This is a genomic window from Actinoplanes sp. CA-142083 (assembly GCF_050942195.1).
Classification (GTDB): domain Bacteria; phylum Actinomycetota; class Actinomycetes; order Mycobacteriales; family Micromonosporaceae; genus Actinoplanes.
On sequence record NZ_CP192076.1, the window covers coordinates 3,460,574 to 3,479,148 of the forward strand.

16 protein-coding genes are annotated in these 18,575 nt (G+C 71.6%); 4 read left to right on the forward strand and 12 right to left on the reverse strand.

Annotation, left to right across the window (positions count from 1 at the left end):
• Window positions 1–2 precede the first annotated feature (2 nt).
• Together ACQPZX_RS15815 and ACQPZX_RS15820 are read right to left on the reverse strand one after the other, a co-directional pair.
• Window positions 3–1,127, reverse strand: a complete 1,125-nt coding sequence (locus ACQPZX_RS15815) for a DegT/DnrJ/EryC1/StrS family aminotransferase (protein ID WP_433380719.1) — start codon at window positions 1,125–1,127, stop codon at window positions 3–5.
• Complete coding sequence (locus tag ACQPZX_RS15820) at window positions 1,120–1,890, reverse strand: polysaccharide deacetylase family protein (protein ID WP_433380722.1); 771 nt, start codon at window positions 1,888–1,890, stop codon at window positions 1,120–1,122. The genes ACQPZX_RS15815 and ACQPZX_RS15820 overlap by 8 nt, the downstream gene beginning before the upstream one ends.
• Before the next feature lie 163 nt (window positions 1,891–2,053).
• On the opposite strand from ACQPZX_RS15820, the gene ACQPZX_RS15825 reads away from it, so the two are divergent.
• Window positions 2,054–3,106 (forward strand): GNAT family N-acetyltransferase, encoded by a 1,053-nt coding sequence (locus ACQPZX_RS15825; protein WP_433380725.1) that lies wholly within the window; start codon window positions 2,054–2,056, stop codon window positions 3,104–3,106.
• Window positions 3,107–3,119: 13 nt separating this feature from the next.
• On the opposite strand, the gene ACQPZX_RS15830 is transcribed toward ACQPZX_RS15825, so the two are convergent.
• The 6 genes from ACQPZX_RS15830 to ACQPZX_RS15855 form a co-directional block, all read right to left on the reverse strand.
• Window positions 3,120–4,670, reverse strand: coding sequence for a peroxidase family protein (locus ACQPZX_RS15830; RefSeq protein ID WP_433380728.1), 1,551 nt, complete (start codon window positions 4,668–4,670; stop codon window positions 3,120–3,122).
• Between the two features lie 134 nt (window positions 4,671–4,804).
• Window positions 4,805–6,619 carry a glycoside hydrolase family 15 protein gene (locus tag ACQPZX_RS15835; protein WP_433380731.1) on the reverse strand — a complete coding sequence of 605 codons (1,815 nt, stop codon included), beginning with the start codon at window positions 6,617–6,619 and terminating at the stop codon, window positions 4,805–4,807.
• Window positions 6,616–7,338: an SDR family oxidoreductase gene (locus tag ACQPZX_RS15840; protein ID WP_433380734.1), complete on the reverse strand. Its 723-nt coding sequence runs from the start codon at window positions 7,336–7,338 to the stop codon at window positions 6,616–6,618. Before ACQPZX_RS15840 ends, ACQPZX_RS15835 begins: the two co-directional genes overlap by 4 nt.
• A complete protein-coding gene (locus ACQPZX_RS15845; RefSeq protein WP_433380737.1) occupies window positions 7,335–8,801 on the reverse strand; it encodes a DHA2 family efflux MFS transporter permease subunit in 1,467 nt (488 codons plus the stop codon). Before ACQPZX_RS15845 ends, ACQPZX_RS15840 begins: the two co-directional genes overlap by 4 nt.
• Window positions 8,798–10,126 (reverse strand): dihydrolipoyl dehydrogenase family protein, encoded by a 1,329-nt coding sequence (locus ACQPZX_RS15850; RefSeq protein ID WP_433380740.1) that lies wholly within the window; start codon window positions 10,124–10,126, stop codon window positions 8,798–8,800. Before ACQPZX_RS15850 ends, ACQPZX_RS15845 begins: the two co-directional genes overlap by 4 nt.
• A 2-nt stretch (window positions 10,127–10,128) precedes the next feature.
• Complete coding sequence (locus ACQPZX_RS15855) at window positions 10,129–10,572, reverse strand: VOC family protein (protein ID WP_433380743.1); 444 nt, start codon at window positions 10,570–10,572, stop codon at window positions 10,129–10,131.
• A gap of 123 nt (window positions 10,573–10,695) precedes the next feature.
• Here ACQPZX_RS15855 and ACQPZX_RS15860 point away from each other — a divergent pair, with 123 nt between their 5' ends.
• Together ACQPZX_RS15860 and ACQPZX_RS15865 are read left to right on the forward strand one after the other, a co-directional pair.
• Complete coding sequence (locus ACQPZX_RS15860) at window positions 10,696–11,310, forward strand: redoxin domain-containing protein (protein WP_433380746.1); 615 nt, start codon at window positions 10,696–10,698, stop codon at window positions 11,308–11,310.
• Window positions 11,246–11,518, forward strand: coding sequence for a helix-turn-helix domain-containing protein (locus ACQPZX_RS15865; RefSeq protein WP_433380749.1), 273 nt, complete (start codon window positions 11,246–11,248; stop codon window positions 11,516–11,518). Before ACQPZX_RS15860 ends, ACQPZX_RS15865 begins: the two co-directional genes overlap by 65 nt.
• On the opposite strand, the gene ACQPZX_RS15870 is transcribed toward ACQPZX_RS15865, so the two are convergent.
• The 4 genes from ACQPZX_RS15870 to ACQPZX_RS15885 form a co-directional block, all read right to left on the reverse strand.
• Window positions 11,425–11,700, reverse strand: coding sequence for a hypothetical protein (locus ACQPZX_RS15870; protein WP_433386105.1), 276 nt, complete (start codon window positions 11,698–11,700; stop codon window positions 11,425–11,427). The two genes, ACQPZX_RS15865 and ACQPZX_RS15870, sit on opposite strands and share 94 nt — an antisense overlap.
• Window positions 11,701–11,827: 127 nt before the next feature.
• Window positions 11,828–14,581: an ATP-binding protein gene (locus tag ACQPZX_RS15875; protein ID WP_433380752.1), complete on the reverse strand. Its 2,754-nt coding sequence runs from the start codon at window positions 14,579–14,581 to the stop codon at window positions 11,828–11,830.
• Window positions 14,582–14,652: 71 nt separating this feature from the next.
• Window positions 14,653–15,336 carry a response regulator gene (locus tag ACQPZX_RS15880; RefSeq protein ID WP_433380755.1) on the reverse strand — a complete coding sequence of 228 codons (684 nt, stop codon included), beginning with the start codon at window positions 15,334–15,336 and terminating at the stop codon, window positions 14,653–14,655.
• Window positions 15,333–16,907, reverse strand: a complete 1,575-nt coding sequence (locus ACQPZX_RS15885) for a sensor histidine kinase (protein WP_433380758.1) — start codon at window positions 16,905–16,907, stop codon at window positions 15,333–15,335. Before ACQPZX_RS15885 ends, ACQPZX_RS15880 begins: the two co-directional genes overlap by 4 nt.
• Window positions 16,908–16,967: 60 nt before the next feature.
• Here ACQPZX_RS15885 and ACQPZX_RS15890 point away from each other — a divergent pair, with 60 nt between their 5' ends.
• The gene (locus ACQPZX_RS15890; RefSeq protein ID WP_433380761.1) at window positions 16,968–18,407 is read left to right on the forward strand and encodes a cation:dicarboxylate symporter family transporter; all 1,440 of its coding nucleotides are present in this window, start codon (window positions 16,968–16,970) and stop codon (window positions 18,405–18,407) included.
• Window positions 18,408–18,575 lie beyond the last annotated feature (168 nt).

Sequence of the window (18,575 nt, forward strand, 5' to 3'; positions counted from 1 at the left end):
GCTCAGCCCTCCCGCACGGCCTCGACGACGCGTTCCCGGTCGTGCTCGGTGAGCGCCGAGCCGCTCGGCAGGCACAGCCCGCGGCGGAAGAGGCCGGCGCTGACCTCGCCGCCGCGCATCACGCAGTCCTGGAAGACCGGCTGCAGGTGCATCGGCTTCCAGGCCGGCCGGGCCTCGATGTTGTGCCGCGCCAGGCGCGCGAGCAGCTGGTCGCGGTCGGCGCCGAACTTCTCCGGGTCGACCAGCAGGCAGGTCAGCCACCAGTTCGGCTCGCCGTAGGGCGCCACCGGCATGAAGGTGAGGCCGGGCAGGTCGCCGAGCGCCTCGTGGTAGTAGCGGGCGGTCTCGCGCCGGGCGGCGATCATCTCGGCCAGCCGCTGCACCTGGCCGCGGCCGACCGCGGCAAGCAGGTTGGACAGGCGGTAGTTGTAGCCGACCGTGCGGTGCTCGTAGTGCGGGACCGGCTCGCGGGCCTGGGTCGCGAGATGCCGGGTCGTGGTGGCCACCCGGGGGTCGTCGGTGAGCAGCATGCCGCCCCCGCCGGTGGTGATTATCTTGTTGCCGTTGAAGGACAGCACGCCGGCGAGCCCGAACGAGCCGGCCGGCCTGCCGCGGTAGGACGCGCCCAGCGCCTCGGCGGCGTCCTCGATGAGCGCTACGCCGTAGCGGTCACAGGCGTCGAGCAGGGGCTGATAGTCGGCGCACTGGCCGTACATGTCGACCGCGACCACCGCGCGGGGGAGCTGGCCGGCGCCGGCCCGGGCGCGCAGCTCCTGGGCGACCAGCGCCGGGTCGACGTTCCAGCTCTCCGGGGTCGAGTCGAGGAAGACCGGGCGGGCGCCCAGATACATCACCGCGTTCGCGGTGGCGGCGAAGGTGAACGAGGGGACCAGCACGGTGTCGCCGCGGCGCACGCCGGCCGCCACGAGCGCGAGGTGCAGGGCCGCGGTGCCGCTGGCGAGGGCCACCGCATGGCGCACGCCGACCAGCTCGGCCACCTGGGTCTCGAACGCGTCGAGGTCGGGACCGACCGGCGCCACCCAGTTGGAGTCGAAGGCTTCCAGCAGCAGCTTGCGCTCGACGTCGCTGACGTCGGGCGGCGACAGGAAGATGCGCGTGTCACTCATGAACCCGTGTCCTGACTGCCAGCAGCGGCCACGCCGGGTGCAGCCCCTGCCGATGAATCCACATCGGAGAGTCGCCGACACGCATGGCCGGCCGCAGCGTCGTGGCGAAACTGCGATAGCCGGACTCGCGCGCCGCGGTCACCTCACGCCTTCCGACGTCGACGGCGGGATTCCCGTACGGCGCGGCGAAGTCCCTGATCGCGGTGCCGAGCTCGTCCTCGAGCTCGGTCCTCGAATCGGCGATCTCCCGCACGGCGGCCTCGTCGTCGCAGTCGGCGAGCCGCGGATGGGTGATCGTGTGCGAGCCGAAGGTGTGGCCGGCCGCCAGCAGATCGCGGCAGTCGGCCCAGGAGAGGTTGCCGGGCTGCCCGATCAGGGCGGTGGTGACGAAGAAGGTGGCCGGAACGTTCCGCTCGGCCAGGATCGGGGCGACCACGTCCCGCCAGCTCGCGTGGCCGTCGTCGAAGGAGAGGCAGAACATCGGGCCGTCCAGCCGGCGCCCGCCGGTGAGCACTTCGAGCGCCGCGTCCCAGGAGACCAGCGGGCCGAGCTCCGCGAACGCGGCGAGGTGACGGCGCAGGCCGGACGCGTATTCCGGGAGCACGTCGTGGTAGAAGGGGAAGTACAGGCCCGCGGTGGCCGGCAGCCGCTTGCGCGCGCCGGCCGGGGCCAGGATCCGGCCCTGCAGCCGTGGCCGTTGCCGCAGGCGGCTGCGCAGCCCGAGCTCGTTCAGACGTCGTTGGATCGGGGTCGGCGACCGCATGTTTCCAGGCTGACAAATGCGTGGCCGGTCGCGTCAGTAGCAATTGTCATATGGAATGCGAGGGAAATTCATATTCAATTAATCGCGCCCGAACGGTCCTTGCGGAATGGGCGAGCGGCGGCGCATCATCCGGCCAGGACGACAATTTTCCCCGGGGGAACTGATGCTGGAGTTGCGACGGGCCGAGCCCTCCGCGTCGCTGTGGCGCGAGCGCGAGGCGTACGCGGATCGCCTGCTCTTCCACACGCCGCCGTGGCTGCGCTTCGTCGCCGAGGCCCAGCGGGCCGAGCCCGTGCTGGCCACCGTCCATGACGGCGCCGCGACCGTCGGTCATTTCACCGGCCTGATCACGAAGCGCTTCGGCCTGCGCATCCTGGGCAGCCCGATGGCCGGCTGGACCACCTCCTACCTGGGCTTCAACCTGCTTCCGGGGGTGTCCCGGCATGCCGCCCTGGCGGCGCTTCCGGCGTTCGCCTTCGGTCAGCTGGGCTGCGCGCACCTCGAGGTCCGCGACCGCTTCGCCACTCCCGGCGATCTCGATGGCCTCGGCATGCGCTGGGCCGACGCCCCGACCGCCGTCATCGATCTCTCCCCGTCCGAAGATCAGTTGTTCGGCGCGATGGCATCGGCCTGCCGCCGCAATATCCGCAAGGCCTCCCGCAGCGGCGTGATCATCGAAGAGGCCCACGAGGACCCCACATTCGCCGACGATTTCTACGATCAGTTACGCGACGTTTTCGCCAAACAAAATCTCGTCCCGACCTATTCGATCGACCGGGTCCGCCAGTTGATCCGCAATCTCGAGCCGTCCGGCCGCATCCTGCTGCTGCGCGCCCGCGACCCCGAGGGCCGCTGCATCGCCACGGCGGTCCTGCCCTGGTACCACCGCACCATGTACTTCTGGGGTGGGGCTTCCTATCGCCCCGATCAGCACCTGCGCCCCAACGAGGCATTGATCTGGCATGCGCTTCGGTGGGCGCGCGAGCGGGGAGTCACCGAGTTCGACTTCGTGGGGGGCAATTCCTACAAGGAGAAGTACGGCACCACCGAGGTCCCCGTGCCATGGGCCCGTCATTCCCGCTCGCCTTTGGTCGCCGGCCTGCGCGACGCGGCCAAGGAGGCTTTCGCGTTGCGGCAGCGCACTTTGGCCCGCTTCACCCGCTCCGGCCCAGCCGACGACGGCCGGCCGGCGACCCGCGCCTCACGCTCTATCTGACCATCACCAGTGATCACTGTCCCCGGCTGGCCGGATCCACCCTCGCGAACCGCAACAGATCGGTCATGTGGAAGGAGCCCGGCACGGCGGCCGCCAGCGTCGGCCGCCACTGCGGGTTGGCGCTGACGTACGACCCCGGGTCGAGTTCCAGCAGGCCGGCGAAGACCTCGCCGACGATCCGGCCGCCGACCGGCCCGAGGTGCAGGCCGGAGGCGAGCATCTCCGCCTCGGCGAGCACGTAGTACCAGAGCGGCGTCTGGTTCTCCAAGGCCACCCCATACCCTGCCAGTTCCTGCAGATGCAGCATCTCGAAGCCCATCGTCTGGGCTATCCGCTGCCCGGCCGGCAACGACCAGGTGACCTGTCGCAACAGGTTGCGCTGGGGCAGCGAGACCGGCGGGGCGCCGTCCGGGATGGTGCCGAGCGGCAGCCGGAACAGCGGGGTGGAGATCCGGCGGTCGATGCGCTTGTTCAGCCGTACCTGTCCGTCGCCGAAGTCGAAGAACGTCTGCCAGCCGATGAAGCGGCGGCGCGCCCGCCGCCCGCCGCGCAGGTCCACCGGGTCGGCCTGGCCCTCGCCGCCCGGGTCGAAGATGAAGCCGAAGAACGCGCTGCCGTCGGGATTGCCGGCGAGGTTGGCCCGGTACGACGGACGCACCTGGCTGTGCCCGAAGCGGTACGCCGCGCCCTGGAACTCCACCGGGATGTACGCCGGTCCCGGCTCGGGCCGGTACCACTTGCGCCCGTTGGTGAAGATGTCCTGCACGGCGGCCGTGCCGATGGTCTGCGGCAGGAAGTCGTGCACGATGATCCACTGGTAGTGCCAGGTGACCAGCTGACGGGCCTGCGCGAAGCGTTGCGCCGTCGGCACGCCCTGGGCGGCGAGCTGATCCACCACCCGGTTGTGGAAGAGGATGAACGCGGCCTGCAGGCCGGCGATCATCAGGTTCTCGTCGTTGCGCGGGTCGGCGATGATCGCCGTGCCGTCGGCCGACCGCGGCAGGTCCTCGAAGAGGCCACCCGACTCGATGCGCAGGTGGATGCGGTCGGCCTCGTACAGCTGCGGATGGGTGGTCGGCCCGCCGCCGTAGACGGAGTCCAGGTCGAGGGCGGGCGTGCGGGCGTTCGGCGACTGCTCGGGCGCGGTGGGCACGCCGAGCGCCGACGTCGCGTCGAAGGTCATGTCGTGGTCGAGGAACTGGCCGAGGAACGTGACGCCGGCCGTCATGGTGGGGTTGTCCTGGTTGTTCGCGCTGAGCGCCGGATCGGTGATCAGCAGGATCGGCCCGGCGGCCAGGTTGTCCCGGGCGTCCAGCAGGCCGCCGGTCCGGCCCATGTCGACCAGGGCGTCGTGCCGGCGCTGGTCGACCACGGGAAGGAACGGCGGCAGGTCGGTGAAGATCCGGCCGAAGCGGTTGGCGGGGACGGCGGCGGCGTGGGCCGCTGCCGCGGGGCCGGCCATGGCGCAGACCGGCCCCACCGCGAGCGCGCCCGCGGTGCCGGCTCCTACGCTTGCGAGGAAGGTGCGGCGGCTGACCGCACGGGACTCTTTCTGTGGTGCCATGCTCCACCTCCGGCCACCGGTGTCTCGGTGGAGTGACACCGTGTGGCGCGAGGGAAGTCTGGAACCACTCAAGCGTGCACAAACAGATCCCAAGGGTTTCTTGTATAGACGTGTGCCAATTCAGATGACCGTTTTCACGGCTGCTGGACGGCCTTGGTGATGGCCCATGCCGCGTTGACGAGCCCGATGTGGCTGAACGCCTGCGGGAAGTTGCCCAGCAGCTCGCCCGTGGCCGGGTCGATCTCCTCGGCCAGCAGGCCCACGTCGTTGGCGTAGGACGCCGCCCGCTCGAACACCTCGCGGGCCTCGGCGACGCGGCCGGCCATCGCCAGCGCCTGGGCGAGCCAGAACGTGCACAGCAGGAACGTGCCCTCGCCGCCGGCGACGCCGTCCACGCCGGACTCGGCGCGGTAGCGGTAGACCAGCCCTCGCGAATCGGTCAGGCGGGTGGCGATCGCGTCGATGGTGGCCAGCACGCGCGGGTCGTCGGCCGGTAGGAAGCCGACGATCGGCATCATCAGGGCCGACGCGTCGAGGGTGTCGCCGCCGAAATACTGGGTGAAGGCGCCGGCTTCGGGGTGCCAGCCCTCGGAAATCACCTTCTGCCAGATCTCGTCGCGGGCAGCCTTCCAGAAGGGCACGTGATCGGCGGCGGAGAGGCGGTCAGCGAGTTTGAGGGCGCGGTCCAGGGCCACCCAGCACATCACCTTGGAGTAGAGGAAGTGCCGGGGCTCGCCGCGCACCTCCCAGATTCCCTGGTCGGGGTCGCGCCAGCGGTTCGCGGCGGTGTCGGCGAGGGCCACCAGGAAGGCGCGCATGTCCTCGTCCATGTCGGTGATCTTGTCGGCCAGCAAGAAAGCGGCATCCAGCAGTTCGCCGTACACGTCGATCTGGGCTTGTTGCCACGCGCCGTTGCCGATCCGGACGGGGGCCGAGTCGCGCCAGCCCGCCAGGTGCGGCAGGGTGCGCTCGGACAGGTCGTGCTCGCCGCCGACGCCGAACATGATCTGCAGGGGCTCGACGGCGCCCGCTGCGGCGGTGGTCATGAAGGCGAAGAAGTCGCTGACCTCGTCGGGGCAGGCGGCGACCCAGAGGGCCTCCATGGTGAAGCTGGCGTCGCGCACCCACGAGTAGCGGTAGTCCCAGTTGCGTGAGCCGCCCACCTCCTCGGGCAGCGACGTGGTGGCGGCCGCGACGATCGCGCCGCTCGGCTGGAACGTCAGGCCCTGCAGGACGCGGCCGCTGTGGTGCACGAGCTCCCGCCACGGACCCTCGTAGTTCTGGTGCAGCGCCGACCACGACCGCCACGCCTCGGCCGTCTCGTCGAGCCGCGCGAGCAGGTCAGCCTGGTCCCAGATGTGGGCGGGCGTCTCCTCCAGCGTGGAGCGGTGCAGGCCGAAGGCGTACGTGTCGCCGGCGGACATCCGAAACTCCGCGACACCCGTCGAGCCGGTCAGGGTCAGCGGCACCGGCGACGACAGCACCAGCCATTCCGCCCCGCCGCGAGCGGTCACCCCGCCGTCCACGGACGACAGGAGAGGCCGCAGCAGCCCATATTCCGGTCGCGGCGCATATTCCATCGATAACTCGATAAATCCGGACAAAACCCCACAGCGGCGTACGAGCAGGTGCGGCGCCCCTCGCCCCAGAGCGTGCCCGCGATTCCCTTGCCCCATGGCGAGCGCATCGGTCAGAACGAGAACCCCCGACGAGCAAGTAAAGGTCGTTTCCAGAACCAAAGTCCGCGAAAGATAGCGCCGGGAAACCGACAAAATCGCGCGGGGAGTCAAAGACCAGTGCCCGGCCGAGGAATCGAGCATTCGCCCGAACAAGGAAGGGCTATCGAACCGCGGGCAGGTCATCCAGTCGACCGACCCGTCGGAGGTCACCAGCGCCGCCGAATGGCAGTCGGAGAGCAGCGCATGGGACGCGATCGGAACCGAGCTCACCCTTTCGGCACAAACTGCTGGCCGCCGTCGATGTCATAGGTCGCGCCGGTCAGCGCGGTATTCGTCATCAGATGCACGGCCAGCGCGGCGACGTCGGCCGGCCCGACGACCCGCCCGATCGGCAGCGTGTCCCGCAATTGTTGCCGCCTTTTCTCCAGGTCGTCGCCGAGCAGCCGGGCCGACAGCGGCGTGTCCACGAAACCGGCCGCGATCAGGTTGACCCGGATCGGCGCGATCTCCAGCGCGAGCCCCGCGATCAGCGACGGCTGTGCATTCGTCATCGCCGATGTGACGGTCAGTCCGGGCGCCACCTGCCGGGCGCCGGTCCCACCGATGAACGTGAGCGAACCCCGCACCTTTCCGATCGCCGCCCGCCCGATGTACAGCGGCAAAGTCAGCTCCATTCCGACGTGCCGCCGCGCTTCCTCGAGGTCGAGATCCTTGAGCAGCCCGTAATACGGTCCGCCCGCCGTCACGAAAACGTGATCGATCGGCCCGGGAAAATCGTCGAAGAATCCCTGCAGCTGTACGGGGTCGGTAGCGTCGAACGCCGCGGTGCTCAGCGCGTCCACGTCCGCCGCGGCCTCCTTCAGCCGATCCGCGTTCCGGCCCGTGATCACCACTTCGGCGCCCTCGGCCCGGGCGAGACGTGCCGTTTCCAGCCCCATGCCGGCGCTGCCGCCGAGCACGACGACCGTCTGTCCATCCAGCTTGCTCATTGTCTGACCCCCAGGGAGGTGGTGGCGGGAAGCGCGCAGCCGTGGTGCGGCGCGGGCGCGGGAATCGGGGGCGCCGCGACGGCGGCCCGGCGATCGGAGACGAACACGGCGGTGACCACCGCGGAGAGCACGCAGACGACCGCGAGCACTAGCATGGCGGGCCGGAAGCCGTCGACGAGGGCGTTCGCGAGATCTCCGCCACCGGCGCCGATCAGCAGCGGGACGGCCGCGACGGCGAGGACCGCGCCGACCCGGGAGGCGGCGTCGTTGACGGCCGAGGCCTCGCCCAGGTCGGCGTCGTCGACCGCGGCCAGCACGGCGGCGGTCAGCGGGGTCACGGCCAGTCCGAGGCCGAGACCCTGGAGCAGCACACCGGGAAGGATCGCGGAGGCGTATGTGTCACCGGCATTTGCCTGGGAAATCCACGCGAACCCGGCCGCCACCGCGACGATCCCCGCCACCATCAGCCAGCGCGGCCCGATCCGGGGCACCAGGGCGCCGCTGATCGGTGACAGCGCGAGGAACACGATCGAGTTGGGGATCGCGGCGGCGCCGGCCTCGGCGGCCGAGTAGCCGAGCACCAGCTGCAGTTGGAGGACCAGCAGGTATCCGCCGGCCGCGAGCGCGCCGTAGAACAGCACGGTGGTCACGTTGATCGCGTCGAACTGGCGGGACTTGAACAGCGACAGCCGCACCATCGGCGCCTTCACCCGCCGCTCGACCGGGGTGAGCGCGACGAGCGCCGCCACCCCGACGATCCCGGTGACGACCACCGCGGCGTCGGCCCAGCCGGACTCCGCGCCCCGGGTGAGCGCGAAGATCACGCCGCCGATGCCGAGGATCGCCAGGATCGCGCCGGCCGCGTCGAGCGAGAGGGGCCGGGGCTCGTCGGACGTCTCCGGCACCCAGCGCAGCGCGAGCAGGGCCAGCAGGATCAGCGGCACGTTCAGCAGGAAGATCCAGCGCCAGCCGGCGTGGTCGACCAGCCAGCCACCGGCGTACGGGCCGACGGTGGTGCCGATCGTGGCCAGTCCCGCCCAGAGCCCGATGCCGCGCGCCCGGTCCTCGACCCGCAGCGTGCCGTTGAGCAGGGCGAGGCTGGTCGGCACCACCATCGCGGCGCCGGCGCCCTGCAGCACCCGGGCGGCGACGAGCACCCCGATCGTCGGCGCCACCGCGCACAGCACCGACGAGCCGAGCATCGCCAGCAGCCCGATGATCAGGATCCGCCGCCGGCCGAAGTGGTCGGCGAGCGCCCCCGAGAGCAGCAGCAACGCGGCCACGGTCAGGAGGTACCCGGTCAGCGCCCACTGCAGGCCGGCCACCCCGGCGCCCAGGTCGCGGCCGATCGCCGGCACCGCGACGTTGACCACGTTCGCGTCGAGGAAGCCGACCATCGACGCCAGGACGGTCGCCGCGATGAGGGCTTCGCCGACGCGGCTGCGCAGCGGGGTGGTGGTCATTTCTTGATGTCCGCCCGCAGCGCCTTCAGCGCCCCCACGAAGATCTCGGAGAACGTGGGGAACGGCTGAATGGTGTCCCGCAGCACGTCGATCGGCACGTGCGCCCGGATCGCGACGGTGGCCTGCTGCAGCCATTCACCCGCCTCCGGCCCGAACGCGTACGCCCCGACGAGGCGCTCGCCGTCGCTGAGCAGCGTGAGGAAGCCGTTCGACTCGGCGTACTCGCGGGTGTACGTCTCGGTCTTGGCGATCTCGTTCAGCTTCGCGGTGCCGCTGAACGCGGCCTCGGACGTGCCCACCGCGGCGGCCTGCGGGTCGGTGTACGTCACCCGCGGCACCGCCTCGTAGTTTGCCTCGCGCACCTCGCCGAGGATGTTCGACGCCACCACCTCGCCCTGGTACTTGCCGACGTGGGTGAGCAGGAACTTCCCGGTGGCGTCGCCGACCACCCAGAGGTTCTCGGCCGCCCGCAGCCGGGCGTCGTGCGGGATGCCCCGCGGTCCGCCCTGGATTCCCACCGTCTCCAGGCCCAGGTCGTCGATGCGGATCTTGCGGCCGGTCGCGACCAGGAGACGGTCGCCCCGAAGCTCCCGGCCGTCGTCGAGGACGAGCACGTAGTCGTCGCCGTCCTGGCGCGCGGCGGTCGCCCGTACGCCCAGAATGATCTCGATGCCGTCTCGCCGCAGCACCTCGGCCAGCGCATCGCCCAGCGCCGCCGGCTCGCGATCGAGCAGGCGCGCGCCGTGCTGCACGACCACCACCTCGCCGCCGAGGCGCCGCACCGCCTGGGCCAGCTCGACCCCGACCGGACCGCCACCGAGCACCAGCAGGCGCCGCGGCACCTCCGTCATCGAGGTGGCCTCGCGGTTGGTCCAGACGCCGTCGAGCTCGGCCAGCCCTGGCACCGGCGGGAACGCCGGGTCGGAGCCGGTCGACAGCACAACGTGCTCGGCCGTGTAGCGGACGCCGTCGACCTCGACCGCGCCCGGACCGGCCAGACGGCCGTGCCCGCGGATCAGGTCGACGTTGTTGTCGGTCAGCCAGCGGACGGCGCCCGCGTCGTTGTGGTCGGACACCATGAAGTCGCGCCAGGCCAGCGCGGCCGCGACGTCGACCTCGGCGGTGGCGGCGGCCTCGCGCGCCTCGTGCACCGCCTCGCCCGGCCGCAGCAGCGTCTTGGACGGGATGCAGGCGTAGTAGGAGCACTCGCCGCCGACCAGACGCTGCTCGACGACGGCGACCCGCAGGCCGCCGTCGACGAGGTCACCGACGCAGTGCTCGCCGGGCGCGCCCGCGCCCAGCACGATCACGTCGTAGTCGGGCATGCTCAGCGGCCCGGGAGACGCTTGGTGATCTCCTGCAGGACCCAGCCGTTGCCGTCCGGGTCGCTGAACGAGGCGAACGACGAGTAGCTCCTGCGCTCCGGGTCCGGCCCGTCGACACGGCCGTCGGCGCCGGCGTGGTGGAAGACGCCGCCCGCGTCGTGGAACACCTCGCTGACGTCGACGCCCTTGCCGGCCAGCTCCGCGCGGGCCGCCACCACGTCCTCGACCACCAGGTGCAGGCCCTGCGAGCTGCCCGGCGCAGCGTTGCTCAGGCCGCTGCCGAAGATCACCGAGGCGAGCGAGCCGGGCGGGGTCAGCTGGATCACCCGGAACTTGTCGTCGGTCGCGAAGTCGGCGTCCAGTCGCCATCCGAGGCCCGTGTAGAACTCCTTCGCCCGGTCGACGTCGGCGACGGGAATGACGATGACCTCGAGTTTGTAGTCCATCTCTCAGAACACCTCTTCTGCGCTGTGGTTGCCTGCGGGATCACGTTGTCATGCACGGGCCGGGCTTCGCCCCAGGGAAAAACACTGGTTCGATACCGGGCCCGGGGGCGGGACAGTGGGCCCATGAGATCCGACATCGTTCCGGGCGGGATCTTTCCCGACTACGAGCTGCCCGACCACACCGGCGAGCTGCGCCGGCTCAGTGAGCTGCAGGGCCGCGACCCGATGATCCTCACCCTGGCCCGCGGGCACTACTGCCCCAAGGAGCACCAGCAGCACCTGGCGCTCGCCGCCTTCTATCCCAAGATCGCCGTGGCGTACACCCAGATCGTGACGATCGCCACCGACGACCACCACACGATCCAGGAGTTCCGCGCCTCGGTGGGCGCGCAGTGGCCGTTCCTGTCCGACCCGGGCCGCACCGTGCAGCGCGACCTGGACATCCAGGAGTACACCGACCCCGAGAACGACCCGATGATCCCGCACACCCTGGTGCTCAAGCCCGGCCTGGTCGTGCACACGATCTACAACGGGTACTGGTTCTGGGGCCGGCCCTCGGTCGACGACCTCTGGCTCGACCTGCGGGCGGCGACCCGGGAGGTCCGACCCGACTGGGACCTGGGCAAACCCGGGCTGCGCGAGGCGTGGGAGGCGGGCGACCGGTCGCTTTTCCATGGGTACGACCGGAAGGCGCCGGCGGAAAACGGACCGGTCCCCCGGCTGTCAGCGCACGGGTGACAGCCCTGCTGGACCAATCGTCGAGGTTCCGAGCGATGCGCCCGGGCACGAACTCAATGTTGTTGATGATGGTGTGCACCTTCGTCACCACTATCGCGTTTACCCGGCGCCCGGTCAGCGGATCATGTTGGCGAGGGCGTTCGGGTGCGCGCGAGTCGTTTTCAATGACGCGCTACGCGCACGCCGAGAAGCCCACGAGCGCCGGTGAGCGTCGGGGCCCAGGATCTCCGCGCCACGGTTCAGGTCGCGCGGAGACAGCCGGCAGGCGATCCGATTCACCGCCAACGCCCACTTCAAGGTGCTCGGAAACGGACGACTGCGCTTGCCGAAGATCGGCGACATTGCGGTGCGGTGGTCCCGACGGCTGCCCGCGGCCCCGAGTTCGGTCACGATCGTCAAGGATGCGTAAGACCGACACCCGTGCCGGCGGCGCGCAAGGAAGCGGCAACCCACCTGGACGCCGCGTGTCCTACACACAGCGTGGAGGGGATCTCCGTCCCATCGAGCGGAGAGGACGTCACTTGATGGAGGCGCCGCGTAGCTGGCGTCGCGAGCTGATGCCGAGCTTGCCGAAGACCTTGCGCAGGTGCCACTCGACGGTGCGTGGGCTGATGAACAGCTGGGCGCCGATCTCCTGGTTCGACAGCCCCTCGCGGGCGAGCCGGGCGATCTGCGCCTCCTGCGCGGTCAGGTCGTTGGTGGTCTCGGCGGTGCGCTTGCGCACGCTCGCCCCGGTGGCGGCCAGCTCGCGGCGGGTCCGCTCGGCGAAGCCGTCAGCGCCCATGGCCTGGAGCATCTCGAGCGCCCGGGCCAGCTCGGCGCGCGCGTCCACCCGCCGGCTCTCGCGGCGCAGCCACTCGCCGTACAGCAGGTGGGCGCGGGCGTGCTCGGCGCGCAGCCGGGTGCGCCCGAGCCGCTCGATCGCCTCCCGGAACAGGTCCTCGGCGTCGCGGCCCTCGCTCAGCAGGGCCCGGGAGCGGGCCTCGACGCCGAGCGCCCAGTCGCTGCCGCTGGCCTTGGCCCGCGCGGTGAGCCGGTCGAGCGCGTCGGCGGCCACATCGGGGCGGCCCTGCCTTACGGCCGCCTCCACCAGCTCGGGCAGGCCCCAATTCTGGGCGGCCAGGTCGCGCGGGTTCTCGGTGGCCCGTACGGCGGCCTCCAGGCCCTCGTCGTACTGGCCGAGGCCGTTGCAGAGTACGGCGTGCGCGTAGTGGGCGACCCCGACGGCGATGCCCTCGCCGCGCTCGTGCGCGTCCCGCAGGCCGTTCTCGATCAGCTCGATCGCGTCGCCGGCGCCGCGCCAGGCGGCGATAAGCAGGGAGCCGTTCGGCTCGACGGACTTGCCGGTCGCCTCCAGCGTCGAGCGGGCCTCGGCGATCAGGGCGGTGGCGGCCCGGAGCTCGCCGCGGAACGCGTACACGTGGATCTGCGACCCCAGGGCCATCGGGAGGTCGCTGAGGGCGCCGGTCTCGCGGGCGATCCGCAGGTTGCGGTCGGCCAGGTCGCACCAGTCCTGGTCGTCCCAGAGCTCCAGGGCGAGCACGACTCCCTGCCAGAGCCAGCGCAGCCGGATGCCCGCCGCGCCCGTTCTGTCCGGCGGCGCTGCGAGACTCTTGTCGGCGCGCAGGGCGGCCAGTGCCTCGCGGCTCAGCGGCACCGCGGTCGCGTAGTCGTCGGCCAGCGCGGCGAACGCCTCCAGCAGCAGGTCGCCGCCGGTGGGGCCGGAACTGGGCGGACGGGGCGCGGCCCGGGCGGCCCTGGACGCCTCCGCGGTCAGCGCGCCGTCGGTGAGCCGGCCGCCGAACATCGACGCGAGCAGGGCGTCGAGGTACGCCTCGCGGGCCGCGCCGAGGTCGACCGGCTGCAGGCGGCGGGCGGCGGCCAGCAACAGCGGCGCCGCCTCCTTGCCTTTGCTCGTCGCGAACGCGAGCTGCGCCCGGACCAGGTCGATCCGGGCCCGTTGCCGCTCGTCGAGCGGGCCGCCCCGGGCGACGGCGAGCATGGCCCGCACGGCCTCGTAGGAGCCGGCCCGCACGTTCGCGAACGCGGCGTCCATCGCCCGGCGCAGCCGCGCCCGCGGATCCGGGGTCAGCTCGGTGGCCCGGGTGAGGAACGCGGCGGCCGCTGCCAGCCCGCCCCGCGACTGCGCCCGCCCGGCCGACCGCTCCAGCTCGACGGCCACCTCCTCGTCCAGGTCGGCGGTGGCGTGCGCCCGATGCCAGGCCCGCCGGTCCGGGTCGGCCGCGGCGTCGGTGGCCGCGGCCAGGGCGTGGTGCACGCGGAGACGGTCGGCGGTCGGGGCGGTGCGATAGGCGGCCGAGCGGACCAGCGGGTGGGCGAATTCGACCCGGCCGTGCATCTGGAGCAGTCCGTCGTCGACGGCCGGGATGGCGGCGGCCATCTCGACGCCCAGGGTCTCGGCGGCGCGGTGCAGCAGGACGGGATCGCCGAGCGGCTCGGCGGCGGCGGCCAGCACCAGCAGCCTGGTGGCTGCGGGGAGCCGTGCTATGCGGCGTACGAAACTTTGTTCTATCCTCCCGGCGACCTGATGGCCGGCCGGAAGGCCGAACCCACCCGCCAGATCCGCCGCGGACCACGTGCGCGGGAGCTCGAGCAACGCGAGCGGATTGCCGTGGCTCTCCATCACGATCTGGTCGGCCACTGCCGCGTCGAGCGGCCCGTGCACCCCCGCGAGCAGCAGCCGTCGCGCCTCGCCCTCGTCGAGCCCGCCGATCGCCAGCTCCGGCAGGCCGGGCAGGAAGTCGTCGCCGGCGCCGGTGCGCGCCGCGCAGACCAGCGCCACCCGCTCGGCCAGCAGCCGCCGCGCCACGAACGCCAGGACCTGCGCGGACTGCCGGTCGAGCCAGTGCGCGTCGTCGACCACGCAGGCCAGCGGCTGCTCCTCGGCGGCCTCGGCGAGCAGCGTCAGCGTGGCCAGGCCGACCATGAGCCGATCCGGAACCGGGCCCGCGGCCAGCCCGAACACGGTGGCGAGCGCGTCGCGCTGGGGAGCGGGCAGACGGTCGAGATGGCCGAGCAGGGGCGCGCAGAGCTGTTGAAGGCCGCTGTACGCCAGCTCCATCTCGGATTCCACGCCCACGGCCGAGGCGACCCGCCAGCCTTTGAGGTTTTTTGTCAGGTGCCCCAGCAGGGCGCTCTTGCCGGCGCCGGCGTCTCCGCGCAGCACCAGGACACGGCTGTCCCCGCCGGCCACCTGCTCGGCCAGCCTGTCCAGCGTGGCGCTCTCCCGCGCACGACCGAGCAAAGCCATACCGCCCCCATAGGCGATTCTTGCCGCTTCCGGGGGCGTGCGGGGATGTCAGTTATGTGGGCTGGCGCACGTCAGCGGATCCTCCGGTACTCCACCTCGGGCCGGCCCGGTCCGCCGTAGCGGGGGTTGCGCACCACCTGGCCGGTCTCGGCGAGGTGCTCGAGGTAGCGCCGCGCGGTCACCCGGGAGGCGCCCATCCGCGCGCCCACCTCGGCCGCCGACAGGCCCAGCGTCGCCGCCCGCAGCACGCCCAGCACCAGGTCGAGCGTGGACTGGTCGAGCCCCTTGGGCAGGCTGTCGCTGTCCGGCGCGCCGCGCAGGGCGGCGAACGCGCGGTCGATCTCGTGCTGGGCCGCCACCGGCTCGGCCCCGAGCACCTGGCTGCGGTACCGGGCGTAGCCGAGCAGCTTCTCCCGGAAGGTCGCGAAGGTGAAGGGTTTCAGCAGGTAGTGGGTCACGCCCAGCGACACCGCCGAGCGGACCACCGCCAGGTCCCGGGCCGAGGTGACGACCAGGACGTCGGTGCCGATCCCGGCCACGCGCAGCTGCCGGCACAGCTCCAGCCCGAACATGTCGGGCAGGTTCAGATCGAGCAACACAAGATCAACTGGGGTGGCGCGCATCGCGGCCATCGCGCGCTGAGCGGTGTGCGCGACAGACACCACTTCAAAACCTTCAACCCTTTCCGTGTACGCGGCATGCGCCTCGGCGATGATCGCGTCGTCCTCCACCACGAGGACTCTGATGGCCGTCATGCCGGCACCGGAAGGCGGATCGCGACGACCGCGCCGCCGCCCGGCCGCTCCCCGACGGCATAGCTGCCGCCGTGCCGGTCGGCCACCTGCCGCACCAGCGACAACCCGACGCCCCGGCCGTTCTCCTTGGTGGACCAGCCGCGCTGGAACGCCGCGCGCACGTCGCGGGCCGGCAGACCCGGGCCGCTGTCGCTGACCTTCACCAGCACCTCGCCGTCCTCCTCGACCACCAGCACCGTCACCGTCCGCGGCGGGTCGGTGCCGGCCACCGCCTCGAGGGCGTTGTCCACCAGGTTGCCGACCACCGTGAGCAGGTCGCGGCTCGGCAGCCGCGCACCGTCCAGGCGGGACGCATCATCCACGATCAATTGCACGCCGCGCTCGGCGGCCTGCGCCGACTTACCCAGCAGCAGCGCCGCCAATGCCGGCTCGTCGAGCGCGCCGACCACCTGGTCGGTGAGCTGCTGGGCGTACGCGAGCTCGGCGGTGGCCAGCCGCAGCGCCTCGTCGGTGCGGCCCAGCTCGACCATGGTGAGCACGGTGTGCAGGCGGTTGGCGGCCTCGTGCGCCTGCGCGCGCAGCGCCTCGGTGAGCCCGCGGACCGAGTCGAGCTCGCCGGTCAGCGCACGCAGATCGGTGTGGTCGCGCAGGGTCAGGACCGCCCCGATGAGCTGGCCCTGCGAGCGGATCTCGCGCTGGTTGGCGACGAGGACGCGGTCGCCGGCCAGCACGGGCTCGTCGTCCTTCATCTCACGGCCGCTCTCTCCCGGCGCCGGCGCCAGAATGGCCGCGACCTCCGGCGGCAGGTCCAGCTCGGACACCGGCGCGTCGCCGGGCAGGTCCAGCAGGCGGCGGGCCTCGTCGTTGACCAGGGTGACGCGGCCGTCGCGGTCGACCACCACGAGACCCTCGCGCACCGAGTGCAGGACGGCGTCGTGGTACTCGTACATCCTGGTCATCTCGGCCGGGCCGAGACCGTGGGTCTGGCGGCGCAGGCGGCGGTTGAGCAGCCACGACCCGGCCGCCGCCAGCAGCAGGGCGAGCGCGGTCGGGATCAGCACGGCCTGGCCGCGGCTGAGCAGCTTCTGGTTGATCGCGTCGGTGGTGATGCCGACCGAGACCAGGGCGATGACGGTTCCGCTTCCATCGCGTACGGGAACGACCGTCCGCACCGACTCGCCCAGCGTGCCGGTGTGTTTCTCGACGACGCGGCCGCCCGCGAGGGCGGCGTCGATGCTCCCGATGAAGGGCTGGCCGATCAGTTTTTCTGTCGGGTGCGAGTAACGGGTCCGGTCTGTGGCCATGACCACGACGAAATCTGTGTGCGTAGCGAGCCGGATCGACTCGGCGTACGGCTGCAGCATGGGGGACGGCGCGGGGCCACGAACGGCCTCGACCACCGCGGGGGAGCGCGCGACCGCCTCGGCGATGCCCACGACCTGGTCGATCGCGGCCTGCTCGGCGTCGTCGCGGGCGAGCAGGACGGCGCCGGTCGTGCCGATCGCGACGAGCAGAGTCACGACCAGCGCCTGGAGCACGAAGAGCTGCCGGGCGATGCTCCCGCTTCTCACTGGTGACCAAAATGAACGCAAGCGTGCCCCTCGGGTGAGACGTAGGACACATTCTGCGTCATGGAGACCCAGACGCCCTCCCCGCGGGTCAGGCGGGACCGAACGCATTTCCTCTATCTGGCGGTGATCGTGGCCGTCGTCGCCGGCGTGGTCGTCGGCCTCGTCTTCCCGGACCTCGGCGTCGACCTCAAGCCGCTGGGCACCGGGTTCGTGAAGCTCATCCAGATGATGATCGCCCCGGTCATCTTCTGCACGATCGTGCTCGGGGTCGGCTCGATCCGCCAGGCCGCCAAGGTCGGCCGGGTCGGCGGCCTCGCGCTCGGCTACTTCCTGATCATGTCGACCGTCGCGCTCGCGATCGGCCTGGTCGTCGGCAACATCATCCACCCCGGCGCCGGCCTGCACCTCAACGACACCATCGCGGCCGCCGGCCAGAAGGCGGTCGGCACCACCGCTTCGGAGGGCACCGCCGATTACGTCCTCGGCATCATCCCGACGTCACTGTTCTCGTCGCTGACCTCCGGCGAGGTCTTGCAGGCGCTGCTGGTGGCCCTGCTGGTCGGTTTCGCCGTGCAGGCCCTGGGCCGCCGCGGCGAGCCGGTGCTGCGCGCGGTCGAGGTCCTCCAGCGCGTCGTCTTCAAGATCCTCGCCATGATCATGTGGCTGGCGCCCATCGGAGCATTCGGCGCGATCGCCGCCGTGGTCGGCGCGACCGGCGTCGACGCGCTCAAGAGCCTCGCCCAGATCATGCTCGGCTTCTACATCACCTGCGCGATCTTCGTCTTCGGGATCCTCGGCCTGATCCTGTGGAGCTTCGCCCGGGTGAACATCCTGCTGCTGCTCCGCTACCTGGCCCGCGAGTTCCTGCTGATCCTCTCGACGTCGTCGTCGGAGACCGCGTTCCCCCGGCTGATCGCCAAGATGGAGCATCTGGGCGTCAGCAAGCCGGTCGTCGGCATCACCGTCCCCACGGGCTATTCGTTCAACCTGGACGGCACGGCCATCTACCTGACCATGGCGTCGCTGTTCATCGCGGAGGCCCTGGGTGACCCGCTCTCGGTCGGCGAGCAGATCTCGCTGCTGGTCTTCATGATCATCGCCTCGAAGGGCGCCGCCGGCGTCACCGGCGCGGGTCTGGCGACGCTGGCCGGCGGTCTGCAGAGCCATCGGCCCGACCTGGTCGACGGGGTGGGCCTGATCGTCGGCATCGACCGCTTCATGTCGGAGGCGCGCGCCCTCACGAACTTCGCCGGCAATGCGGTCGCCACCGTCCTGATCGGCACCTGGACCGGCGAGATCGACCGCGAGCGGGTGGGCCTGGTCCTGGCCGGCGACCTGCCTTTCGACGAGTCGACCATGCTCGACGACGACGAGCCCGGCGACGGCTCGCCCGAGCCCACTCACGCCGGCTCGGCCGAGCCCACTCACGCCGGCGCGGCCGAGCCCACTCACGCCGGCGCCGAGGCAACCGCGTCGAGCGCGTCCAAGCCGACCACCTGACGCGTCCCCGCCCTCGCCCGCCGTCCCGTCCCCGCCCTGCCACGTCTCGCCCTGCCCATCTCGCCCTGCCCATCTCGCCCTGCCCCGTCTCGCCCTGCCCCGCCCCCGCCCTCCCCGTCCCCGCCTTTGTCGTTACCCGGAACTCGGCCGGCCGTCCTCTCCGCCAGA